A 21,969-nucleotide genomic window follows, 5' to 3' on the forward strand; every position below is an offset into this window, starting at 1 on the left:
GAGAACGTAGGCTGCCCCCATGGCAAAGAAGCGCTCGGGCGGAGGTCTGACCGGGACCCAGCAGGCCGCCAAGTTCCTCGGGGTCAGTGTGCTCGCCGGAGCCGTGCTGGCGGGCATCGCCCTGCCCGCGGCCGGAGTGGTGGGGCTGGCGGCGAAGGGCACGGTCGAGGGGTTCGACGAGATCCCGTCCAACCTGAAGACGCCGCCGCTGAGTCAGCGCACCACGATCCTCGACTCAGAGGGCGGCCACATCGCCACCGTGTACTCGCGCGACCGGAAGGTCGTGCCGCTGGACAAGATCTCCCCGTACATGCAGAAGGCGATCGTCGCGATCGAGGACTCGCGCTTCTACGAGCACGGCGCGATCGACCTCAAGGGCGTGCTGCGCGCCATCAACCGCAACGCGCAGTCGGGCGGGGTCGCGCAGGGCGCGTCCACGCTCACCCAGCAGTACGTGAAGAACGTCTTCGTCGAGGAGGCCGGCGACGACCCCGAGAAGGTCGCCCAGGCCACCCAGCAGACCATGGGCCGCAAGGTGCGCGAGCTGAAGTTCGCCATCCAGGTCGAGGAGGAGCTGGGCAAGAAGAAGATCCTGGAGAACTACCTCAACATCACGTTCTTCGGGCAGCAGGCCTACGGCATCGAGGCCGCCTCGCAGCGCTACTTCTCCAAGCCCGCCGCCGACCTCGACCTCCCCGAGGCCGCCATGATGGCCGGCCTCGTGCAGTCGCCGAGCCGCTACGACCCGGTGAACGACATCCAGGAGGCGACCAAGCGCCGCAACACCGTCCTCCAGCGCATGGCCGACGTGAAGGACATCAGCCAGGCGGAGGCCGACAGAGCGAAGGCCACCCCGATCAAGCTGAAGGTGAAGTCGCCGAAGAACGGCTGCATCACCGCCGTCGACGGCGCCGGCTTCTTCTGCGACTACGTCCGCAAGACGATCCTCAACGACCCGGTCTTCGGCAAGACCGCCGAGGAGCGCCAGAAGCTGTGGAACCTGGGCGGCCTGACCGTCCGGACCACCCTCGACCCGCGCGCCCAGGCCGCCGCCAACGAGGCCGCCATCGCCAAGGTCGACAAGGACGACCCGGTCGCCGCCGCGGTGGTCCAGGTCCAGCCCGGCAGCGGCAAGATCCTCTCGATGGGTCAGTCCCGCCCATACGGCCTCGACCAGAAGCTCCACCAGACGACGCTCAACCTGTCCGTCGGCAAGAAGATGGGCGGCACGACCTACGGCTTCCAGGTCGGCTCGACCTTCAAGCCGATCACGGCCGCCGCGGCGCTGGAGAAGGGCCTGAGCCCGGCCCAGTCGTTCACGACGCCGTGGAAGATCTCGGTGCCGATGAACTCGTACACCACCTGCGCCGGCGGTCCGTCCGGCGGCGGCAACTGGGACCTGCAGAACGAGATGCAGTCCGAGGCCGGCACCTGGGACATGACCAGCGCGCTCGGAAAGTCCATCAACACCTACTTCGCGCAGCTCGAGCAGATGGCCGGTCTCTGCGAGACCGTCAACATGGCCCAGAAGATGGGGTACGAGCGGGAGCTCGGCAAGAAGCTGAAGGAGCTTCCCTCCATCACCCTCGGCGGCCAGGAGGCCACCCCGCTCGACATGGCCTCGGTCTACGCGACCTTCGCCAACCGCGGCACGTACTGCACGCCCATCGCCATCGAGTCGATCACGACGGCGGGCGGCGAGAAGCTGAAGGTCCCGCAGACCGAGTGCTCCAAGGCGATGAGCGAGCGGACCGCCGACACCGTCAACCAGATGCTGAAGGGCGTCGTCGAGGACGGCACCGGTACCAAGGCCGGTCTGAGCGACCGTGACAACGCGGGCAAGACGGGTACGACCAACGACCGCAAGGACGCCTGGTTCGTGGGCTACACGCCGAACCTGTCCACGGCGGTGTGGGTCGGTGACGACGTCGGCGAGAAGAAGTCGATGTACGACATCACCATCGGCGGCCAGTACTACGACAAGGTCTGCGGTGGCTGCCTCCCCGGCCCGATCTGGCGGATCGCGATGACCGGCGCGCTCGACGCCGGTGAGACCCCGTCCTTCGTCCCGATCCACGTGCCGCGCGGCGCGCAGCCCGGTGACAAGGACAAGGACAAGGACAAGCGCCCCGGCGACGACAACAAGCCGGGCGGGCCGAACCCGGGCACCACGCTCCCGGGCGGGATCACCCTCCCGCCGGACCTGATCGGCGGGACGGCGGGCAGGCCCGGCAACGGGAACGGCGGCCGCGACGGCTAGCCAGTGGCCCGGTAGGCGGTAGTACCCGTACGCCTGCTGTACCCGTACGCCTGCTCGTACCTGTACTCCTGCTCGTACCCGTACTCCGGTCGTACCCGTACTCCGGCTCGTACGGCGAAGGCGCCCCTCCCGATGACCGGGAGGGGCGCCTTCGTGTGTCGTGTGTCGCTGTGCGCGCGTGCCGTGCGCGGGCGGATCAGCCGGCGAGGAGCTTCTTCACGACGGCGGCGACGCGGCCGCCCTCCGCCTGCCCGGCGACCTTCGGGTTGACGATCTTCATGACGGCGCCCATCGCACGCGGGCCCTCCGCACCGGCGGCCTTCGCCTCCTCGACGGCGGCGGCCACGACGGCCTCCAGCTCCTCGTCGCTCAGCTGCTTCGGCAGGTACGCGTCCAGGATCTCGCCCTCGGCCCGCTCGCGTTCGGCCTGCTCGGCGCGACCGCCCTGGGCGAAGGCGTCCGCGGCCTCGCGGCGCTTCTTCGCCTCCTTGGCGATCACCTTCTGCACCTCGTCGTCGGAGAGCTCGCGCTTGGTCTTGCCCGCGACCTCCTCCTTCGTGACGGCGGCGATGGTCAGCCGCAGGGTCGAGGAGCGCAGCTCGTCGCGCTCCTTGATCGCGGCGTTGAGGTCGTCCTGAAGCTTGGCCTTGAGCGTGGTCATGCGCACAAGTGTGGCAGGTGCCGGGGCCGTACCGCCCGCGCATTTCCGACCGCCGTGTCCACGAAGCCGCTCGACGGGTCTGCGACGATAAGGGGATGCGCGCACGGTACGGGATCCCCCTGAAGATCACGGCAGGCCTCACGGCGACGGCAGCGGCCGGCATCGTCTACGCGGCGGGCTTCGAGGCCCGCTCCTTCCGACTGCGCCGGGTGACCATCCCGGTGCTCCCCCGGGGCATGCGTGATCTGCGGGTCCTCCAGGTCTCCGACATCCACATGGTCAGCGGCCAGCGCAAGAAGCGGGCCTGGCTGCAGTCCCTCGCCGGACTGCGTCCGGACTTCGTCGTGAACACCGGTGACAACCTCTCCGACACGGAGGCGGTGCCGGAGGTCCTGGACGCGCTGGGGCCGCTGATGGAGTTCCCCGGCGTGTACGTCTTCGGCTCGAACGACTACTACGGGCCGCGGCTGCGCAACCCCGCCCGCTATCTGAAGGAGAAGGTGCAGGGCCGGCACGGCCTCAACGGCAACCCGCCGGTGGTCGGCGCCGTCCACAACCCGTGGGAAGGCATGCGGGACGCCTTCGACGCGGCGGGCTGGGTGAACCTGACCAACACCCGCGGCCGGCTGAAGCTGCCCGGCCTCGACCTCGCCTTCACCGGCGTCGACGACCCGCACATCAAGCGGGACCGTTACGAGCGGGTGGCCGGCGGCCCCGACCAGGACGCCGACTTCTCGATGGGCGTGGTGCACGCGCCGTACCTGCGGTCCCTGGACGCGTTCACGGCGGACGGCTACGAGCTGATCCTGGCCGGGCACACGCACGGCGGGCAGCTGTGCATCCCCTTCTACGGCGCCCTGGTCACCAACTGCGACCTGGACACCGACCGCGTGAAGGGCCTGTCCACCCACACGGTCGCCGACCGCACCTCGTACCTGCACGTCTCGGCCGGCTGCGGCACCAACCGGTACACGCCGGTCCGCTTCGCCTGCCCGCCGGAGGCGACCCTCCTCACCCTGACGGCCCGCGCCTGACCACCGCTCGGGCCCGCGCCTGACCGCTCGGGCCCGCGCCCGACCGCTCGGGCCTCGGCGCCCGGGCCGGAGTGGTCGCGTACGGTGCCCCCATGCCGTACGCCACCTCTCTCTTCCGCGCACTGATCGCCCTGGCCGCGGCGACGGGCATCGTGATCGAGTGCGTCGAGGGGAACCCCCTCGTCGTCTTCAGCTTCTTCACGATCTGGTCGAACACCGCCGTCGCCGTCGTCCTCGGCCTGGGCGCCGTACGGGCCTGGCGGCGGCAACCACCCCTGGCACCGGTCTGGACGGGCGGGGTGCTGCTCTGCATCTCCGTGGTCGGGCTGGTCTTCCACCTGGTCCTGGACAACCCGGCGAGCGAGTTCAACCAGGCCGCCGAGATCGCCCGCCTCAGCGGCGCCAGGGCGGTCGCCAACCAGCTGCTCCACAGCGTGACCCCGCTCGGCGTGGTCCTCGACTGGCTCCTGCTCACCCGCCCGGGCACCCTCCGGTGGCGCCACGCCGCCCAGTGGCTCGCGGCGCCGGGCGCCTACCTGGTCTTCGCCCTGGTCCGCGGCGCGCTCGTCTCCCCCGACACCCCGACCCGCTACACGTACCCCTTCCTCGACGTCACCGCCCACGGCTACCCGGGCGTCCTCACCAACGCCCTGGTCCTCGGCCTCGCCTTCTACGCCCTGGCCCTCGCCCTGGTCACCGTGGACCGCTTCCGACCTGCGGTGGCGGGCCGCGAAAACCGGATTTCGTCTCTGGGCGCGGGTGGGCTAAAGTAATCGATGTCGCCGCGACGTGAAGAACAGAGCAGCGACATCGGGGTGTAGCGCAGCTTGGCAGCGCGCTTCGTTCGGGACGAAGAGGTCGTGGGTTCAAATCCCGCCACCCCGACAGCTGTAAGACCAGATCAGGGGCCTGATCCGCGAGAGCGGGTCGGGCCCCTGAGTGGTTTCCGGGAGTGCCGCGGGGTTCGCCGGGTTTGCGGCCAGGTGCTGCGGGTTGCGGGGGCGGTTCGCCGGGGCGGTTGCCGGGAGTGATCGCTCGGAGTGGCTTCCCAGGGTGGTTCCCCGGCGACCTTTCAGGAGGCGGTTTCCGCGGCACGGTCCCACGGTGGAGATCTCGCTCTCCCCACCGCGTCGTCCGGTACCGGTCCCTCCCCGCGTGCGGACCGGTACCGGACGATGCGTGCGGCGTCGATCCGTGCGGATACCGCGCGGACCGAAGACTGGCGGCGCGGAAGCGACCAAGAACACGCTCGTCATGAGTTGCCTCGGGGAGCGCTGAGCTGGTGCCCTGTTCGGGAGACGCGCGGCTGGTTCGCTGCTGCTCGTGATCCTGTCAGTTCTGGCTCCCGCCGGGGAGGCTCCGGCCTCGCGGCAAGGCCATAACCGCAGGTCAGACGTATAGGGTGAGTTTTCCGGTCCGGATGTCCGGGGGCGGGGGAAGTAAGGGGTAGAGGCCTTGAGTTCCGACTCGGAGGCACGCACGGCCTTCGCGGAGCGCCTCGCGCTGCTCTACAAGGAGGCCGGCAACCCGCCCCTCAAGCGGGTGGCCGAGGCGGTCGCCCAGCTTCAGCGGGTCGACGAACGCGGACGGCTCGTCCGGGTGTCCGCCCAGCGGATCAGCGACTGGCGGCGTGCCAGGAACGTGCCCGCCCAGTTCGCCGCCCTCGCGGCCGTGCTGCACGTCCTGATCCCCCAGGCCCGGCGATCGCGGCCCGTGCCCGTGTCCGCCGGGCTGTACGACCTCGCGCAGTGGCAGCGCCTCTGGGAGCGCGCGGTGACCGACCCCGTCGGCGACCGCACCGCCTCGTCCGCGGCGGAGGAGGAGCGGCCCCCGGCCGCCGCGCCGGCCGTCCCCGGTGGCGTCTGCCCGTACCTGGGACTCGCCGCGTACCGTCCGCAGCACGCCCAGTGGTTCTTCGGCCGCGAGCGGAGCACGGACGCCCTCGTCGCCCAGCTCCGCGCGGCGGAGAAGACGGGCGGCCTGGTCGTCCTCGTGGGTGCTTCAGGGGCGGGCAAGTCCTCCCTGCTGAACGCCGGCCTGGTGCCCTCGCTCAGAAACGGCGCGCCGGGAGACGAGAACCACCAGCCGCGGGAGGTCCTGCACCTCGTACCGGGAGCCGACCCCCTCGCCGAGCTGGTCCGCGGGATCCCCGACCTCGCGAGGGTCGTCCCCGCGGCGGACGACCCGGCGGAGGAGGAGCCGAGCGCCACCACGCCCTTCGCGCGGGAGGCGAGGGAGGCCGTCACGGCATGGGCGCGACGGGAGACGTCCTCCCCCGGCCGTCCGGTCATCATCGTGGACCAGTTCGAGGAAACGTTCACCCTCTGCTCGGACGAGACGAACAGGCGCGCCTTCATCCGGCTCCTCCACGCCATGTGCTCGCCCGACGGCCCCGGCGCCCCGGCCCCCGCGCTCGTCGTCCTCGGCATACGCGCCGACTTCTACGAGCACTGCCTCGGCTATCCCGAGCTGGCCGACGCGCTGCAGCACCGGCACATGGTGCTCGGGCCGCTGACCACCGCGGAACTGCGCGGGGCGGTGACCGGGCCGGCCAAGGCCGTCGGTCTGGAACTCGAGCCCGGGCTGGCGGAGCTCATCGTCCGCGAAGTGAGCACCGACGGACCCCGCGGGGCGCACGACGCGGGAGTCCTGCCGCTGCTCTCCCACGCCCTGCTCGCCACCTGGCAGCGGCGGAAGGCGGGAAGGCTGACCCTGGCCGGCTACCGCGCGTCCGGAGGAATCCAGGGCGCCGTGGCGGCGACCGCCGAGCGCGCGTGGTCCGGCCTCGACCCGGCGGCACGCTCGGCCGCACGGCTGCTCCTCCTGCGACTGGTCCGGCTCGGCGAGGACACCCCGGCCACGCGGCGGCGGGGGACGCGCCGCCAGCTGGCGGAGGAGTCGACGGACCCCGGCAAGACGGACGAGTCGCTCGAAGCGCTGGTGCGCGCCCGCCTGGTGACGCTCGACGCGGACACGGTGGAGATCACCCACGAAGCGCTGCTCCACGCCTGGCCGCGGCTGCGCGAGTGGATCGACGAGGACAGGAACGGCAACCTGCTGCGCCAGCAGCTGGAGGACGACAGCAGGGCCTGGGAGAGCTCGGACCGCGACACGTCACTGCTCTACCGGGGTTCTCGTCTCGAACACGCCCACGCCTGGGCGGAGACCGCCGGCGACCTCGCCCTGACCCGCGGCGCGGTGGAATTCCTCGCGGCCTCGGTCAGGCTGCGCAAGCGCACGGTCCGGATCGGGCGTTGTGCGGTGGCGGCCCTGGTCGCCCTGGTGGTCCTGGCCGTCGGTTCGTCGGTGGTCGCGTGGCAGCAGCGGAACGACGCCGTGTTCGAGCAGGTGCTCGCGGAAGCCGACCGCGTCCAGTACACGGATCCGTCGTTGTCCGCGCAGCTCGACCTCGTGGCACACCGCCTGCGCCCGGACGACGAGGGCACGCGCAACCGGTTGATCTCGATCGTGAACGCCCCGCTGGCCACCCCTCTCCTCGGCCACACCGGCGCCGTCTACCTCACCTCGTTCAGCCCGGACGGGCGGACCCTGGCGACCGCCAGCTACGACCGGACCGTCCGGCTGTGGGACGTGACGGACCCGACGCGCCCCGAACCGCTGGGCAGGCCCCTGACCGGCCACACCAGCTGGGTGAGCACCGCGGTCTTCAGCCCGGACGGCCGCACCCTCGCCAGCGCTTCGGACGACGGCACGATCCGCCTGTGGGACGTACGGGATCCCCGCCGCCCGCAGCCGGTCGGCACGCCCCTGGCGGGCCGGGGCGGCGCGATCTACCTGCTCGCCTTCAGCCCGGACGGACGCACGCTGGCCTCGGCCCACGACGACCACCGGGTCCGCCTGTGGAACCTGGCCGACCCGCGCCGGCCGGGGCCGCTCGGTGCCCTGTCCGGCCACACGGCCGCCGTGCGGTCCGTGGCGTTCGCCCCCGACGGCAGGACCCTGGCGGCGGGTGGCGACGACGCCACGATCAGGGTGTGGGACGTCGCCGATCCCCGTCGCCCGCTGCCCGTCGGCGCACCGCTCACCGGCCACACGGACACGGTGCACTCCGTCGCCTTCAGCCCCGACGGCCGGACGCTCGCCAGCGGCAGCTCGGACGACACCGTCCGGCTCTGGAACGTGACCGACCCGCGCCATGCCACCGCCATCGGCACGCCGCTCACCGGCCACACCGGTCCCGTGTGGTCCGTTGCGTTCAGCCCGAACGGGGCCATGCTCGCCGCCGGCAGCGCGGACAGCAGGGCGAGCCTGTGGAACGTGAGCGATCCCGCGTACCCGTCGCAGGTCGGCGAACCCCTCTCCGGGAGCAGCGGCGAGATGTACGCCGTGGGCTTCAGCCCCGACGGCCGGACCCTCGCCACGGGGAGCGGCGACAACAGGGTCCGCCTGTGGTCGCTGCCGACCTCGGACATGATCGGACGCATCGGGACGTTCCGCCCGGACGGGCGGGTGCTCGCCACGGCCGCGCGCGACGGGAGGGTCCGGCTGTGGAACGTGGACACTCCCCACGCGCCGGTGCTGCTGGGCAGGCCGTTCGTGCCCGGCGAGGGAGCCACGCGTGCGCTGGTGCTCTCTCCCGACGGCCACACGCTCGCGGTGTTCACGGGAAACCGCGCGGTGCAGCTGTGGAACATCGCCGCCCCGACCCGGCCGGTGCGCTACGGGCCGCCCGTCACGCTGCGGACACGCTTCGCGGGCCCCGGTGCGCTGGCGTTCAGCCCGGACGGGCGCGTGCTGGCCACCGCCTACGACGACCGCACCATCCAGCTGTGGGACGCCGGCGATCCGTCCCGGCTCGTTCCGCTCGGCAGGCCGCTCACGGGCCACGGCGGCTACGTCAACGCCCTCGCCTTCAGTCCGGACGGCCGAACTCTCGCCAGCGGCAGCGCGGATGACACGATCCGGCTCTGGAACGTGGCCGATTCCGGGCACATCACCCCGCTGGGGTCGCCCCTGAAGGGCCACCTGGGTCCCGTCAACGCGCTCGCGTACAGCCCGGACGGCCACACGCTGGCGAGCGGAAGCGATGACAACACGGTCCGGCTCTGGGACGTCACCGGCGCCTCCAAGGCGACCCGTCCGGTCGCCACCCTCACCGGTCACACCGAGGCGGTCGTGTCCCTGACGTTCAGCCGGGGCGGACGCACGCTGGCGAGCGGCGGCAACGACAACACGGTCCGGATCTGGAACGTCGCCGTGCCCTCCGCGGCCGCCCCCATCGGTCAGTCGATGAGTCCCAACGCCAAGACGGGCAACTTCCTGTCCTTCAGCCCCAAGAGCACGATGCTCGGAGTATCGAGCGGCACCGATACCGTCCGCCTGTGGAACCTGGACGTCGACGAGGCCGTGCGTCACGTCTGCTCGACCACTCGCAACATTCTGACCCGCGAGAAATGGGCCGAATATCTCCCCCGCCTCTCGTACGAGCCCCCATGTGATCAGTAAACAGATCCGGGTGATCCCGCTCACAACTTACCGGCGGGTTCGACCATGCGGTTCCGGCAGTACAAGTGCCTTGTTACTGTGGGGAAACAGCCCGATCGCTGGTGCATCCCCCGTCGCCAGCGGTCGGGCTCTTTCCGTCGCTTGAAGAGCTCGAAATGAATGAGTTCAATTCGCCGGCGACGCCAGAGGGACCGCCCTCGGGAGGGAGAACGGCCCTTTCTTGAGAAGCTGTTGCGGCGTGACTCCGTTACGGCCCTGCGGCTCACGCGCCTCCGGTCGTCAAGACCTCTTGAGGAGTCGTATGCTGGCGGCGTACCTCGAACTGGAACGGTGAGTACCAGATGGCGAAGGCGTACGAGAAGATCGCCGATGAGCTGAGAGAGGCCATCCGCGCAGGTCAGCTGGCTCCAGGAGACCGACTGCCGGCCGAGACCGCCCTGGCGGACCAGCACCGGAAGAGCGTCCCGACGGTCCGGGAAGCACTCCGCCTCCTGCAGGACGAGGGGCTGATCGAGAAGCAGCACGGCCGCGGCAATTTCGTCCGTCGCCCCCGTACGCGCGTGCTCCGCACGAACCTGCGCCACCAGTGGGAGAAGGCCCGGGCGCTGGAGACGGAGCAGGAGCGTCTGCGGACCGGCGCCACCGAGCACGACACCGGCCTCCAGGTGAACGACCTCGTCTTCCACGCCTCCTACGGGGAGGCCAAGGCGGACAAGTCCCTCGCCGAGGCCTTCGCCGTCCCCGAGGGCACGGCCCTGGTCGAACGGATCTACCGCACGCGGTACGCGGTCGAGACCGCGCCCTTCGCCCTCGTGAGCTCGTACCTCGTGCGCGACATGGTCGCCGTGAACCCCGCCCTCCTGGACGAGACCAACGAGCCCTGGCCCGGCGGCACCCAGAACCAGCTGCTGACGATCGGCATCGAACTGGACCGCATCGAGGAGCGGATCACCGCCCGTCCGCCGACGCCCGAAGAGGCCGAGGAGCTCGAACTCCCGCCGGGGACCTCGGTCATCGTCCTCCGGAAGACCTCGTACGACATCGACAACCGCGCTGTGGAGATCTCCGACGTCACGCTGCCCGGCGACCGCACGGAAATGCTCTTCACCACTCCCCTGGAAAGGTGGTGAATGCTGCCGTGAGCCGGCGCATCATCATCGTCACCGCTGTCCACGCCCCTTCCGCCCCCTTCCTGTCGGACGCGTACAAGTCGATCTGCGAGCAGGAACTCCCCGAGGGCTGGGAGTGGCACTGGCTCGTCCAGGAGGACGGCCAGACGGACCGGGTCGCCCCGTACGTCCCCCAGGACGAGCGGGTGACCTTCCGTCAGGGCAGGCCGGGCGGCCCCGGAGTCGCCCGCATGATGGCGATGGCGCACGCGGACGGCGACTACGTCAAGGTCCTCGACGCCGATGACCAGTTGGCGCCCGGCGTCCTCGCCCGCGACCTGGCCGCCCTCGAAGCGGACGCGTCGATCGGCTGGGCGACGTCACGCGTGCTCGACCTGCTGCCCGACGGCTCGACCGTCGGCTTCCCCGGCGACCCGGAGCCCGGCGCGATCGAGCGCGGCGAGGTCCTGGAGCACTGGAAGGCGAACGACTTCCGCGCCCAGGTCCACCCGGCGACGCTCTTCGTCCGCCGCGACCTCCTCCTCGCCCTGGGCGGCTGGATGGCCCTGCCGGCTTCGGAGGACACCGGCCTGCTGATGGCCCTGGACGCGACGAGCCGTGGCTGGTTCTCGGCGGAGGTGGGTCTGCTCTACCGCAAGTGGCCCGGGCAGGCGACGAGCCAGCCGTCGCACACGGAGGCGGCGGAGCGGGAGGCACGCATGGCGGTCGTACAGGCGCGGGCGGAGCGACTGGCGGAGCTGGGCTGGCGGTACCCGGCCGGCTAGGCCGTTTCTTTCGGATCAGGGCCGGAAAGGCCGCGGCGTCTGGCGCGGTGCATCGCAAGGCGCCGGAGCGTCGCGATAGCGGAGCTATCGGGGCGTTTCGGCAACGCGGCGAGGTGCCGTGCCAGGCGTCGCGGACCCGGCCAAGATCCGGAAGAGACGGCCTAGACCCATCGGGTCCAGTACACCCTCCCGTTGACTTCGGCTCCCGCATGAGCGCTGACGGTGCCGTTGACCATGTCCGTGTAGCTGTACCCGGACGTTCCCGCGTAGTCGCCGATGCTTTGGTACAGGTCGTTCTCCACGCCGAACCAGGTGCCTCGGGCGACCCCGCTCACTCTTGCCCAGTTCGCCCGGCAGGCGGCGCTCCACCGCAGCTCGACGAGCCCGCCGCCGGGCAGCGACGCGGAAGCCACGGTCCGGGCGCCGGTGTTGCATCCCATGGCGACGGGGTCCTTGTCGGTGCACTCGGCTCCGACGCAGGACGCGGCCGGAGCTGCGGCGGGCGAGGCCTCGGCCGCACCCAGCGGCAGCGAGGCGGCGCCGACCACGACAAGCAACACGGCGGCCCGCAGGGGCTTCAGGGGCCTCAAGGGCTTCAGGAACCTCACGGCCCGTCCGAGTCGTCCACGCAACACGCTCATCCTCCAGAGCTCAGCCGCCACCTTTCGATGCCGACGATCCAGAGATCGGCCGCGCGCTCGCCACGCTGAAGAGCGCATACGAGGGTTGTCCGGCGGCGAAGGCGTGCGCCCCGCGCAGGGGCGGGGCGCACGGGAATGAGCGGCGGTGAGGGGTGCGCTGCCCGGACCGCCGCCCGTGTCGTTCCCGCCCTCGTCAGGGAAGTCGTGCGGCGTCCACGCGCGAGAAGACGAGGTCGGTCTCGCCCGTGACCTTCCCCGTCAGCCGGACCGGCTCACGGGTCGCGCCGCCCAGCGCGGTCACGTAGCTCTCCGGCGTGTAGTCGTTGACGAGCTGGTACGGGTGGAAGCCGTGGTCCCGCATCGTCTGCATCAACTCGTCCACGGAGTCACCGACCTGCGCCATCCGATCCGGTGTGACCTCGACGGTGATCTCCGCGTCGGGGCGCAGCTTGGGGAGCATGGGAGTCATGCCCCGGACGACACTGCCCTCCGCGCCCTCCACGTCGATCTTGATCACGCGTGCCCGGGCGATCTCCTCGTCGGTGAGGAGGTCGGGCAGCGGTCGCGCCGCGATCTCGAAGGTGGACTCGGCGGGCCCTTCGTACGGAACGATGCTGTTGGCGCCCATGTTGGCGGAGCTGGCCAGCACGAACTTCAGGGTCTCTTCGGTGTCCGAGACGGCGCCGTTGACCGCGCGGACGCTGTCGTACTCGTTGAGGGCGACGTTCCGCAGGAGGCGCCGGTGGAACACCGGCGAGGCCTCGACCGCGACGACCCGGCCCTCGGCGCCGACGAGCGAGGCGGCGAGGAGGCTGTAGTAGCCGATGTTCGCGCCGACGTCGATGTACGTGTCCCCCGGCCGCAGGCGCCGCTGGAGCCACCCCGTCATGTGCGGCTCCCAGACGCCGAACAGGTAGAGGTACCGCTGGATGAGGTCCTGGGTGTCGACGGCGACGCGGGAGCCGAAACGGGTCTCGGTGACGCGGCGGCGAGGGTGCTCCCGCAGGTGAGGGTTGAGGAAGCGGCCGGCGAGCAGGGCCTTGCCGGCCGGGACCGGGGCGTCACGTACGTACCGGCGCCCGAGGGTCACCAGGGCCTCTGCGACGGGGGTGTTCATCCGCTTGCCTCTCTGTCGGGCGTCACCTGAACCGTAGCGCCCGGCTCCGGCCCACCGCCTGGTTGCCTCGGTCAATTAATGCCTGCACCGCTCTGGCCTCTTCGGGGAGGGCGTGCCACCCTGCCGCCGACGAGCGCACCGGACACGAGGAGACGGCCATGACCGCACCGAACGGCACCGCTCAATCCGACGCCGGCCCGGCTGACACAGCCCTTCGCGACCGCCACAGCGCCCGCGCGCGGAGCGCCGTGGCGCGAGCCGTCGCGGCGTGCCGCCACGCCGGCATCGACGACAGCCAGGCCAGGCTCGTACCCGACAGCCCGGAGTCGAGGGCGGCCCAGGCGGTCCGCCTGACCCACCAGAACCTCGCCTCCCTCGCCGAGACCAGCCCCGACCCGGCGGCCGACGCACGCTGCGCCCGGAACGCCGCCGCTGCCGCGACCCTCGCCGCCGAGGCGGCCAGGGCGCACGCCGGCGGTGGCGGGCCGGCCGAGGCCGCGTATCGCAGCGCGCTCCAGGCGTCACTGGCGGCCGCGGCGGCGGCGGGCGGCAGCGCCCTCGGCCGGGACGAGGACCTGAACGCCAGGGCGGAGGCCGCCGAGGCGGCGGCTGTCGCGGCGGTGAGGGCGGCGGGCTGGTTGTAGCGACGGCCGGCCGTCACGACTGTGCGCGACGCGCACCGGACGGGTCCTCCACCGAGGGGCGGAGGACCCGTCCGGTCTGCCCGTCGAGGCGGGCCCGTACGGCTCGGCTCCGGCGTCAGCGGTCGAAGGGCAGGTCGAGCATGCGGATCGCGTTGCCGCGCATGAGCTTGTAGACGACGTCGGCCGGGAGGCCCGCGACGTGGTCGGCCGCCACCTGCTTCGTGTGGGGCCACGTCGAGTCGACGTGGGGGTAGTCGGTCTCGAAGGTGGCGTTGTCGACGCCGACCGTTTCGATCGCCTCGATGCCGTGCTTGTCGCGGAAGAAGCAGCAGAAGATCTGCCGGTAGTAGTACGAGGACGGCGGCTCCGGGATCAGGCCCTTCACCCCGCCCCAGGCGCGGTGCTCCTCCCACACGTCGTCCGCCCGCTCCAGGGCGTACGGGATCCAGCCCATCTGGCCCTCGCTGTAGGCGAGTTTGAGCCGCGGGAACTTCACCAGGACACCGCTGAAGAGGAAGTCCATCATCGACGCCATCGCGTTGTTGAAGCTCAGCGCGGCCTGGACGGCCGGCGGGGCGTCCGGGGAGGCGGCGGGCATCTGGGACGACGAGCCGATGTGCATGTTGACCACGGTGCCGGTCTCCTCGCAGGCCGCGAAGAACGGGTCCCAGTAGCCCGAGTGGATGGACGGCAGGCCGAGGTAGGTCGGGATCTCCGAGAACGTCACCGCCCGTACGCCGCGGGCGGCGTTCCGGTGGATCTCCGCCACCGCCAGGTCGATGTCCCAGAGCGGGATCAGGCACAGCGGGATCAGCCGGCCGCCACTGTCGCCGCACCACTCCTCGACCATCCAGTCGTTGTAGGCGCGGACGCAGGCGAGGGCGACCTCCTTGTCCTTCGCCTCGGCGAAGGTCTGGCCGCAGAAGCGCGGGAAGGTCGGGAAGCAGAGCGAGGCCTCGACGTGGTTCATGTCCATGTCGGCGAGCCGGGCCTTCGGGTCCCAGCAGCCACGGCGCATCTGCTCCCGCGTGATGCCGTCCAGGGTCATCTCGTCGCGCGAGAAGCCGACGGCGGCGATGATCCGCTTGTACGGGAAGATCCCGTCCTCGTACCGCCACCAGTCCGTGAGCTGGCCCTCCGGGTCGGTCGTGAACCGGTACTTCCCGCCGACGTACTCCAGCTCCCCGATGCCTGCGGTGAAGGGCTTCGGCCCCCGGTCGCGGTACTTGCTCGGGAGCCAGGTCTCGAAGAGGTGGGCGGGCTCGATCACGTGATCGTCCACGCTGATCACCTTCGGGAGATCCATGGTGCCGCTGTCGTCGGTAGCCACGTCGCTTACCCCCTGCCGCTCGCCGGTGCCCCGACGAGAATCTGACGAACCGTCAGTTCGAGGTTATGGGCTGGGCCGGTGAGCGGCAAGGCTGACGCGGCGACGCACCCCTCTTGCCAGCCGCTCCGCGATCCGCTGAACTGACGATCCGTCAGGTCTGCTGGATGGAAGGAGCGCTCCGATGCGGACGATCTGGCTCGACGGAGCCGAGTGGATGGCGGTTCTCCGGATCGGCCTCGGCCTGTGGTGGCTGGAGAGCTGGCGCCACAAGGACAAGAAGGACTGGTTCGCCGGCGGCGGCATCCGCTGGGCGGCGGGCGTGGCGGAAGGGCACCGCTGGCCCTTCGTCCGCCAGGGCTTCGACCTCGTCGTACGGCCCCGCCCCCGCCTCATGGCCTACCTCGTCGCATACGCCGAACTGGCCCTCGGCCTCGGACTCGTCTTCGGCTTCCTGACGCCGATCGCGCTGATCGCGGGCCTGGTCCTCAACCTGATCTACCTGGTGCTGATGATCCACGACTGGGGCGAGCAGGGGCAGAACCTGATGATGGCGCTGATATCGGCGGTCGCGTTCTTCGCCATGAGCTGGCAGACGTGGTCGCTGGACGGCGCCTTCGGGTTCTTCCTGTAGGGCTCGGCGTAGGCGCTCAGGGGCTGGCGGTCCGGTCGAAGTCGGTGATGTTGAGTCTGACGCCCTTCGCGGTCTTGAGCGTCGTCGGGTACTCGCCCCGGGCCGTCTGGCCGGGCAGCACGTTCGTCTCCAGCTGGGTCCCGCTCGTGAGCCGGGTGCCGCCGGCGTCCACGGCCTCCCAGTCCCATGAGTAGTCGGACTTCTTGCTGCTGCTGTTCCTGATCGTCCAGACGACCCAGATGTTGGTGATGCCGGCCGCCGAACGGTCGTCCAGCTGGAAGCTGACGAGGTCCGCCCGCTCGCCCCCGGGCTGCTGGGTCCCCTCGCCGGCCGTCCTGCTCGGCGCGGGCGTGGTGCCCTCATCGCCGTCTCCCGCGGCGATCACTGCCACGATCACGCCAATGGCGATCACCGCGGCCGCGGCGCCGGCGCACCCCCACAGGCAGCCACGGCCCCGCTTCTGCTTCTGCGGCGGACCGGGCGGGGACGACCACTGCCCGGGAGGGGGCTGGCCGCCTCCCGGAGTTCCCCATCGAGGCCCGTCCTGAGGTGACTCACTCGCCGGCATGTCTCCTCCTCCGTGTCGGATATCGCCACGCTAGGAAGTCGGGAGAAGCCCCGCGAACCAGGAGCAGCCACTCAGGCGACAGCTGATGGGGCCGGCCGGGACGTGCTGAGGCGGAGGAGGTGAGGGAGGTGAGGGGGGCACAAGAGGTGAGGGAGGCGGCGTGGTCGCGGCGCACCGCAGCGACGGCCTTTCGGGCATGTGGTGGCCCTGGTCCGTGAGATGCCGCGACGACTCCTAAGATCCTCTGGACATCCAGATGACGCCGTGTCAGGGGGACGCATGGGAAGTGCCGAGCAGTGGGTCACGATCGCCGCCGTGTTGCTGGGTGCGCTGACCACCCATCTCACGACGTATTTCATGGAACGGCTGCGCAAGAAGCACGAGTTGGTGACGCGCTGGGACAGCAAGAAGCTCGAAGCGTACGAGGGCTACATCGACTGCGTCCGCGCCTGCATATTCCTGGCGGTGCACCTCTACGAATGCCGTGAAGGGCTGCGTGAGCGCGACAAGTCCGACCAGGAGCTCCTGGCCGAGATGTCGGAAGCCGGCCGGACCCGCGGCCGGGCCTTCGAGCGGATCATGCTTCTCGCCGGGGACGACGTCGTGGAGGCCGCCCACGAGCTCAACGTGGCCGCGGCCCAGGTCGACTGGCAGGCCAACGGCAAGATCGGCGGCACTCTCGAGGACTGGCGGGAGCGGAACCGTGCCGTGTTCCGGGCGATCAACGCCTTCCACGAGTCGGCCCGCGTCGACCTCGGCGTGGACGGCAGCGTCTCCGGCGAGAAGCACCCCGAGCGGGACCTGCTGCTCCCCGCCACGCGGCGCGAGGGTGACACCGCCGACGCGTGACCGGTTCTGCCGGGGCGGCGCCGTCCTACGGGTGGTGGGGCAGCAGGGCCTCGGCGGCGGCTGCCGCCACGACCTCGGCGACCGTGGACAGGGCAGGTGAGTCCAGCTTCCACTGCTGCCAGTACAGCGGGACGTCCAGGGGCCGGCCCGGTGCCAGTTCCACCAGGCGGCCGGCACGCAGCAGCGGCACGGCCTGCGGTTCGGGTACGAGGCCCCAGCCGAGGCCCGCGACCACCGCGTCCCGGAAGCCGTCCGAGGCGGGCACCATGTGCCGGATCCGTCCCGCGCCCGAGCGGCCCCCCGTGAGGGACCGGACGAACGCGTCCTGGAGGTCGTCGCGCAGGTCGAAGACCACCGTGGGCGCCGCACTCAGGTCCGCGGCCAGGTCACCCGTGACATGGCGGGCCGCGAACTCCGGCGTGGCCGCGGCCAGATAGCGCGCCGACCCGAGCTGCCGTACGGTGCAGCCCGCCACCGGCTCCGGCGAGGAGGTGACGGCCGCCATCACCTGGCCCTCGCGCAGCAGGGCGGTGGTGTGGGACTCGTCCTCCCGGTAGAGCTCGAAGCAGATCGGCGGGTCCTGCGGCACCCGGGTGAGCGCGGGCAGGAACCAGGTGGCGAGGGAATCGGCGTTGACCGCTATCGGAACCCTCGCCGGGCCCTGCTCGGCCGCCAGGCCGAGCTCGGCGCGGGCGTCCCGTTCCAGCCGGGCGAGCTGGCGGGCGAAGCGGACCACCACCTCGCCGGACTCCGTGAGCCGTACCGGCTTGGTCCGCTGCAGCAGGACCCGCCCGGTGCGCTGCTCCAGCGCCTTGACGCGCTGGCTGACGGCGGAGGGAGTCACGTGCAGGGCGGCGGCCGCGGCGTCGAAGGTGCCTTCGTCGACCACCGCGAGCAGGGTCCGGACCTGGTCCAGGGGAAGCTCTTTCATAAGTACGGCTAAGGATACTTAAGAATCTTTAGCTGTACGCAGGGAGGCTGTGCTTCGTACGGTCGGTCCCATGACCAGCAGCACCATCGCCGCCGTAATCGCCGGTTTCGGAACCGGCCTCTCCCTCATCGTGGCCATCGGGGCCCAGAACGCCTTCGTCCTGCGCCAGGGCGCCCGCGGGCACGCCGTCCTCGCGGTCGTCGCGATCTGCGCCGTCTCGGACGCGGTGCTCATCGCGCTCGGGGTGGCGGGCGTCGGCGCGGTCGTCACGGCCTGGCCGGCGGCGCTGACCGCGGTCGGTCTGGCGGGCGGGGCGTTCCTCCTCTGCTACGGCTTCCTGGCGGCCCGGCGGGTCCTGCGCCCCGACCCGGAGGCCTCCCTCGCGGCCGGCGACGGACCCGGGGCGCGGTCCGCGCGGCGGGCGGTCCTGACCTGCCTGGCGATGACCTGGCTGAACCCGCACGTCTACCTCGACACCGTGCTCCTGCTGGGCTCGCTCGCCTCCGACCGCGGCGACCTGCGCTGGGCCTTCGGCGCGGGCGCGGCCCTGGCCAGCCTGAGCTGGTTCGCCGCCCTGGGGTTCGGCGCCCGGCTGCTGAGCGGCGTCCTGTCCCGGCCGAGGGCCTGGCGGGTCCTGGACGGGCTGGTCGCGGCCACCATGCTCGCGATGGGAGGGATGCTGGTGGCCGGCGCCTAGCGGGAGCGGGCGGCGTACGTGGACGCGGGGCAATCACCCTTCAATACCCGCTCTACGATGAGGCGTCCAGAAGAAGGGTGGGTTCTCAGGTGCTGGTCGCGGACCGATATCGGCTCCAAGTGTGTGTCGGACGTGGCGGCATGGGCGAGGTGTGGCGGGCGACCGACGAGGTGCTCGGGCGGGACGTGGCCGTGAAACTGATGCTGGGTCACGAGCACGACCCGTCGGCGGCCGACCGGTTCCGCATGGAGGCGCAGACCGCGGCACGGCTGAGCCATCCGCACGTGGTCGGGGTGTTCGACTTCGGCACCTGGGACGGGAAGCTGTACCTCGTCATGGAACTGGTGGCGGGCGACAGCCTCGCCGGTGACCGGGCACGGCCCGTCGTGCTCGGTGCCGAGCAGGTCGCCACGGTCGCCGCGCACGCCGCCGCGGGGCTCGCCGCGGCGCACCGGCAGGGCGTGGTGCACCGGGACATCAAGCCGGGGAACCTGCTGATGGACGCCGACGGCACGGTGAAACTCGCGGACTTCGGCATCGCGCGCTTCGTCGACGACCCCTCCGCCGGTCTCACCACCACGGGGCAGATCGTGGGCACCGGGCTCTACCTCGCGCCCGAGCGGGCCCTCGGGCAGCCCGCCTCGCCCGCCTCGGACGTCTACTCGCTGGGCTGCGTGCTGTACCAACTGCTCACCGGGCAGACGCCGTTCCGCGCCGACACGGCGACCGCGCTGCTGTACCAGCACATCGACACGCCGCCGACGCCGCCGCGGCAGCTCGGCGTGCCGATGCCCGCCGCGTTCGAGGCGTATCTGCTGTCGCTGCTCGCCAAGCAGCCTGAGCAGCGGCCCACGGCGCAGGCCATCGCCGACTGGTTCACCTCGGGATCGTGGCGCGACCAGCCGATGCCGCTGCCCCAGGCCGTACCGCAGCCCGCTCCGCACGCCGTGCCGCCCCGGCCCGCTCCTCAGGCCGTGCCGCCGCAGGCCGGGCCGCGATCCGTACGTCCGATGGCGCCGCATCCGGCCGCCGCCGGCGCCCCCGCCCCCGGCCGGCCCGCGCCCGGCCGGCAGGCACCCGTACGACAGGCACCCGTACGGCCCGCTCCCGGACGGCCCGCTCCCGCCCCGGTCCCGCACGCGCCTCAGCCGCGGTCCCGGCGGGCCCAGCCGCCGGCCGAGAACCCGCTGGCCGCGATATCCCGGCGCAGACCGCGCCGTACCGCCGCCGTCGCCGGCGCGGTCGCGTTCATCGTCTTCCTGCTCATCGGAATGGCCTGGCTCAGCTGAGCCGGTCAACGGAGGGCGCGGGCCGGGTCGGTGGCCGTGACCCGTTCGGCGCCGCGGGCCGGTCGCCGGGGGCCGGTCGCCGGGGGCGAGCCGGGGGCGAGCCGGGGGCGAGCCGGTCAGTAGATGCGCGGGGCCATCACATGGCCCTCCTGCTCCTCCGGTCCGAGCAGCAGGCAGCGCGGCACCCCGGGGCCCGGCGTCGCGCGGACGGTCACCGGGGTCGGCGGGTCCGTCGGCAGCTCCACGTGGATGAGGACCGGGCGGTCGTCGTGACTGGTGGCGTAACCCGTCTCCTTGCCGTCCACGAGGACCTCGACCACCGGACGGTGACCGGTCTGCACGGTGGCGCTGACCGAGTGGCCGCGGTAGTCGATGTGGAAGTGGTGCCGTGCTCTCATGACGTCGCCTCCGCGCGCCGGGCCGCCTTCCCTCCAGCGTAGAGCCATCCCGGTTCGTCCGACATCGTCACGGTATGACGGCGAGGGCGGCGGCGCCCGCCAGGACCAGGACCGAGCAGATGCCCAGGTTCACCGCCTTGTACTCGAGGAAGACCGCCGCGAACTCCCGGATGGTCGCGCTGGGCCAGAAGTACGCGGCCGTCGGCGAGCCGACCACCTGCCCGTTGACGCCCGCCTTCCGGGCCATCAGGGCGGCCCTGAAGGCGTGGAAGTTGTTCGTCACGATCACGCACTCGGAACCGGGGCGCTCCGCCTCCATCAGGGCGTGGCTGAACAGCATGTTCTCCTCGGTCGTACGCGACCGGTCCTCGCGCACGATCCGGTCCGCCGGGAAGCCGCGCTCCACGAGGTAGTCGGCCATCGCGTGCGACTCCGGCACCTCCTCGTCGGGGCCCTGCCCGCCCGAGGTGATCAGGACCGGCGTCCGGTCCACCTCGCGGCGCTCGGCCAGCGTCTCGTACACCTGGCGGCCCCGCTCCAGCCGGCTCGCGAGCAGCGGCGGTACGCGGCGGCCGCCGACCAGGCCGGAGCCGAGGACGACGACGTAGTCGGCGTCGCGCCGGATGCGCATCCGGCCGTAGAGGAACGCGTAGCCGATGAAGCTGAGGAACAGGAAGGAGACGTAGCCGAGGACCATCAGGAGGGTGCCGACGACGATGCCGAGGGTCGGGGAGTGGGTGAGGACGGCGGCGGCCATCAGGCCCATGACGCCGAACATGCCGAGCCCGGCCAGCAGCGAGAGCAGATTGGCCGGCCTTCTGCCCTCCTTGCGGACCATCTTGACCCCGTTGGCACACAGCATCCCGGCGAGCGCCAGCGGGCCGAGCGCCAGCACGAGCAGCACGACGACCATCACCGTGACGGCGACGCCGGGCGGCGCGTCGTCGATCCCGGCGAGCAGGCCGAGGCCGAGGAAGGTCACGGCGAGGCCCAGGTACACGGCGTTGCTGAAGCGGCGCCGGTCGCGGAGCACACCGGCGCCGAAGAGCCCGAGGAAGACGGCTGCCACGGCGTAGGCGAACATGCCGTCATCGTAGGCCCCGCCTCCGACAACGGGCCTTCGTCGTCGGCGACCCGTACGACGGCCCGAACTCGCCGACCGACCCGCGCGCTTCGGCCGTTCCCCCGCTCCCCCGTTCCCACGTCCGCCCGTTCCCCCGTTCCCCCGTCCGCCCGGCCGGGACACAATGGCGGGCATGGAGTTCGCCGTGTTCGTGACGCTGCCCGGTCTGGTCATCCTGCTGACCCTGATCGCCTTCGGCGACCAGATCCTGCGCCCCACCGGGCGGGGCCGGCGCGGCGGTCAGGTCTCGTCGACCGGTTTCGAGCAGCTCCACGCGACCTTCTCGCAGGGCAAGCAGAACGAGCTGAAGGAGCGGCAGAGTTCGCTCGTGATGCGCGACGACGAGGAGGACGGCGCCCCGCCCCACCGCTCCACGGTGGACCTGGCGGGCGGGCGCGCCGTCATCAGGCTCACTCCGCCCGCCCGCTAGGACACG

20 protein-coding genes and 1 tRNA gene are annotated in these 21,969 nt (G+C 71.6%); 13 read left to right on the forward strand and 8 right to left on the reverse strand.

The features are described 5' to 3' along the window. Window positions 1-19 precede the first annotated feature (19 nt). A complete protein-coding gene (locus ACFWJO_RS12975) occupies window positions 20-2,260 on the forward strand; it encodes a transglycosylase domain-containing protein (RefSeq protein WP_386864759.1) in 2,241 nt (746 codons plus the stop codon). Between the two features lie 196 nt (window positions 2,261-2,456). Here the strand turns inward: ACFWJO_RS12975 and ACFWJO_RS12980 are convergent, their stop codons facing one another. Then, the gene (locus ACFWJO_RS12980) at window positions 2,457-2,921 is read right to left on the reverse strand and encodes a GatB/YqeY domain-containing protein (RefSeq protein ID WP_386864760.1); all 465 of its coding nucleotides are present in this window, start codon (window positions 2,919-2,921) and stop codon (window positions 2,457-2,459) included. Between the two features lie 95 nt (window positions 2,922-3,016). On the opposite strand from ACFWJO_RS12980, the gene ACFWJO_RS12985 reads away from it, so the two are divergent. From ACFWJO_RS12985 to ACFWJO_RS13010, 6 genes are all read left to right on the forward strand, one after another. Continuing rightward, window positions 3,017-3,955 (forward strand): metallophosphoesterase, encoded by a 939-nt coding sequence (locus ACFWJO_RS12985; protein ID WP_386864761.1) that lies wholly within the window; start codon window positions 3,017-3,019, stop codon window positions 3,953-3,955. Window positions 3,956-4,047: 92 nt separating this feature from the next. Then, entirely contained in the window at window positions 4,048-4,728 is a 681-nt protein-coding gene (locus ACFWJO_RS12990) for a Pr6Pr family membrane protein (protein ID WP_386864762.1), read from the forward strand. A gap of 38 nt (window positions 4,729-4,766) precedes the next feature. Then, a tRNA-Pro gene (locus ACFWJO_RS12995) sits at window positions 4,767-4,840 on the forward strand. Between the two features lie 570 nt (window positions 4,841-5,410). After that, on the forward strand, window positions 5,411-9,421 hold the full coding sequence (locus tag ACFWJO_RS13000) for an AAA family ATPase (RefSeq protein WP_386864763.1): 4,011 nt from the start codon (window positions 5,411-5,413) through the stop codon (window positions 9,419-9,421). Between the two features lie 341 nt (window positions 9,422-9,762). Further along, window positions 9,763-10,551: a GntR family transcriptional regulator gene (locus ACFWJO_RS13005; protein WP_386864764.1), complete on the forward strand. Its 789-nt coding sequence runs from the start codon at window positions 9,763-9,765 to the stop codon at window positions 10,549-10,551. 8 nt (window positions 10,552-10,559) lie between these two features. Further along, window positions 10,560-11,315 carry a glycosyltransferase family 2 protein gene (locus ACFWJO_RS13010; protein WP_386864765.1) on the forward strand — a complete coding sequence of 252 codons (756 nt, stop codon included), beginning with the start codon at window positions 10,560-10,562 and terminating at the stop codon, window positions 11,313-11,315. A gap of 161 nt (window positions 11,316-11,476) precedes the next feature. Here the strand turns inward: ACFWJO_RS13010 and ACFWJO_RS13015 are convergent, their stop codons facing one another. Further along, a complete protein-coding gene (locus ACFWJO_RS13015) occupies window positions 11,477-11,905 on the reverse strand; it encodes a DUF2690 domain-containing protein (RefSeq protein WP_386864766.1) in 429 nt (142 codons plus the stop codon). Between the two features lie 244 nt (window positions 11,906-12,149). Then, a complete protein-coding gene (locus tag ACFWJO_RS13020) occupies window positions 12,150-13,073 on the reverse strand; it encodes an FkbM family methyltransferase (protein ID WP_386864767.1) in 924 nt (307 codons plus the stop codon). Window positions 13,074-13,321: 248 nt separating this feature from the next. On the opposite strand from ACFWJO_RS13020, the gene ACFWJO_RS13025 reads away from it, so the two are divergent. Further along, window positions 13,322-13,717, forward strand: a complete 396-nt coding sequence (locus tag ACFWJO_RS13025; protein ID WP_386864768.1) for a hypothetical protein — start codon at window positions 13,322-13,324, stop codon at window positions 13,715-13,717. A gap of 115 nt (window positions 13,718-13,832) precedes the next feature. Here ACFWJO_RS13025 and ACFWJO_RS13030 read toward each other — a convergent pair whose 3' ends face one another. After that, window positions 13,833-15,023: an amidohydrolase family protein gene (locus ACFWJO_RS13030; RefSeq protein WP_386864805.1), complete on the reverse strand. Its 1,191-nt coding sequence runs from the start codon at window positions 15,021-15,023 to the stop codon at window positions 13,833-13,835. Between the two features lie 205 nt (window positions 15,024-15,228). Here ACFWJO_RS13030 and ACFWJO_RS13035 point away from each other — a divergent pair, with 205 nt between their 5' ends. Continuing rightward, window positions 15,229-15,678: a DoxX family membrane protein gene (locus tag ACFWJO_RS13035; protein WP_386864769.1), complete on the forward strand. Its 450-nt coding sequence runs from the start codon at window positions 15,229-15,231 to the stop codon at window positions 15,676-15,678. Window positions 15,679-15,694: 16 nt separating this feature from the next. On the opposite strand, the gene ACFWJO_RS13040 is transcribed toward ACFWJO_RS13035, so the two are convergent. After that, a complete protein-coding gene (locus tag ACFWJO_RS13040; protein WP_386864770.1) occupies window positions 15,695-16,075 on the reverse strand; it encodes a hypothetical protein in 381 nt (126 codons plus the stop codon). Between the two features lie 450 nt (window positions 16,076-16,525). Here ACFWJO_RS13040 and ACFWJO_RS13045 point away from each other — a divergent pair, with 450 nt between their 5' ends. Beyond that, the gene (locus ACFWJO_RS13045; RefSeq protein WP_386864771.1) at window positions 16,526-17,095 is read left to right on the forward strand and encodes a hypothetical protein; all 570 of its coding nucleotides are present in this window, start codon (window positions 16,526-16,528) and stop codon (window positions 17,093-17,095) included. Window positions 17,096-17,120: 25 nt separating this feature from the next. Here ACFWJO_RS13045 and ACFWJO_RS13050 read toward each other — a convergent pair whose 3' ends face one another. Next, window positions 17,121-18,026, reverse strand: a complete 906-nt coding sequence (locus tag ACFWJO_RS13050; RefSeq protein ID WP_386864772.1) for a LysR family transcriptional regulator ArgP — start codon at window positions 18,024-18,026, stop codon at window positions 17,121-17,123. Between the two features lie 70 nt (window positions 18,027-18,096). Here ACFWJO_RS13050 and ACFWJO_RS13055 point away from each other — a divergent pair, with 70 nt between their 5' ends. Both ACFWJO_RS13055 and ACFWJO_RS13060 read left to right on the forward strand, forming a co-directional pair. Further along, complete coding sequence (locus ACFWJO_RS13055; protein WP_386864773.1) at window positions 18,097-18,723, forward strand: LysE/ArgO family amino acid transporter; 627 nt, start codon at window positions 18,097-18,099, stop codon at window positions 18,721-18,723. Window positions 18,724-18,812: 89 nt separating this feature from the next. Then, on the forward strand, window positions 18,813-20,012 hold the full coding sequence (locus ACFWJO_RS13060; protein ID WP_386864806.1) for a serine/threonine-protein kinase: 1,200 nt from the start codon (window positions 18,813-18,815) through the stop codon (window positions 20,010-20,012). Between the two features lie 116 nt (window positions 20,013-20,128). Here the strand turns inward: ACFWJO_RS13060 and ACFWJO_RS13065 are convergent, their stop codons facing one another. Next, complete coding sequence (locus ACFWJO_RS13065) at window positions 20,129-20,410, reverse strand: hypothetical protein (protein ID WP_386864774.1); 282 nt, start codon at window positions 20,408-20,410, stop codon at window positions 20,129-20,131. A gap of 67 nt (window positions 20,411-20,477) precedes the next feature. Further along, a complete protein-coding gene (locus ACFWJO_RS13070; protein ID WP_386864775.1) occupies window positions 20,478-21,494 on the reverse strand; it encodes a YdcF family protein in 1,017 nt (338 codons plus the stop codon). Between the two features lie 172 nt (window positions 21,495-21,666). Here ACFWJO_RS13070 and ACFWJO_RS13075 point away from each other — a divergent pair, with 172 nt between their 5' ends. Then, window positions 21,667-21,963 (forward strand): DUF6191 domain-containing protein, encoded by a 297-nt coding sequence (locus tag ACFWJO_RS13075; protein ID WP_386864776.1) that lies wholly within the window; start codon window positions 21,667-21,669, stop codon window positions 21,961-21,963. Window positions 21,964-21,969: the final 6 nt, after the last annotated feature.

The sequence above is a fragment of the Streptomyces sp. NPDC127092 genome (assembly GCF_042722475.1).
Taxonomy (GTDB): Bacteria; Actinomycetota; Actinomycetes; order Streptomycetales; family Streptomycetaceae; genus Streptomyces.

Bases quoted from the DNA above. Each gene is read 5' to 3' on its own strand.
- ACFWJO_RS13005 (WP_386864764.1), top strand. From the start codon at position 9,763: ATGGCGAAGGCGTACGAGAAGATCGCCGATGAGCTGAGAGAGGCCATC.
- ACFWJO_RS13075 (WP_386864776.1), top strand. From the start codon at position 21,667: ATGGAGTTCGCCGTGTTCGTGACGCTGCCCGGTCTGGTCATCCTGCTG.
- ACFWJO_RS12990 (WP_386864762.1), top strand. From the start codon at position 4,048: ATGCCGTACGCCACCTCTCTCTTCCGCGCACTGATCGCCCTGGCCGCG.
- ACFWJO_RS13020 (WP_386864767.1), bottom strand. From the start codon at position 13,073: ATGAACACCCCCGTCGCAGAGGCCCTGGTGACCCTCGGGCGCCGGTAC.
- ACFWJO_RS13045 (WP_386864771.1), top strand. From the start codon at position 16,526: ATGGGAAGTGCCGAGCAGTGGGTCACGATCGCCGCCGTGTTGCTGGGT.
- ACFWJO_RS13050 (WP_386864772.1), bottom strand. From the start codon at position 18,026: ATGAAAGAGCTTCCCCTGGACCAGGTCCGGACCCTGCTCGCGGTGGTC.
- ACFWJO_RS13035 (WP_386864769.1), top strand. From the start codon at position 15,229: ATGCGGACGATCTGGCTCGACGGAGCCGAGTGGATGGCGGTTCTCCGG.
- ACFWJO_RS13055 (WP_386864773.1), top strand. From the start codon at position 18,097: ATGACCAGCAGCACCATCGCCGCCGTAATCGCCGGTTTCGGAACCGGC.
- ACFWJO_RS12985 (WP_386864761.1), top strand. From the start codon at position 3,017: ATGCGCGCACGGTACGGGATCCCCCTGAAGATCACGGCAGGCCTCACG.
- ACFWJO_RS12975 (WP_386864759.1), top strand. From the start codon at position 20: ATGGCAAAGAAGCGCTCGGGCGGAGGTCTGACCGGGACCCAGCAGGCC.
- ACFWJO_RS13070 (WP_386864775.1), bottom strand. From the start codon at position 21,494: ATGTTCGCCTACGCCGTGGCAGCCGTCTTCCTCGGGCTCTTCGGCGCC.
- ACFWJO_RS12980 (WP_386864760.1), bottom strand. From the start codon at position 2,921: ATGACCACGCTCAAGGCCAAGCTTCAGGACGACCTCAACGCCGCGATC.
- ACFWJO_RS13030 (WP_386864805.1), bottom strand. From the start codon at position 15,023: ATGGATCTCCCGAAGGTGATCAGCGTGGACGATCACGTGATCGAGCCC.
- ACFWJO_RS13065 (WP_386864774.1), bottom strand. From the start codon at position 20,410: ATGAGAGCACGGCACCACTTCCACATCGACTACCGCGGCCACTCGGTC.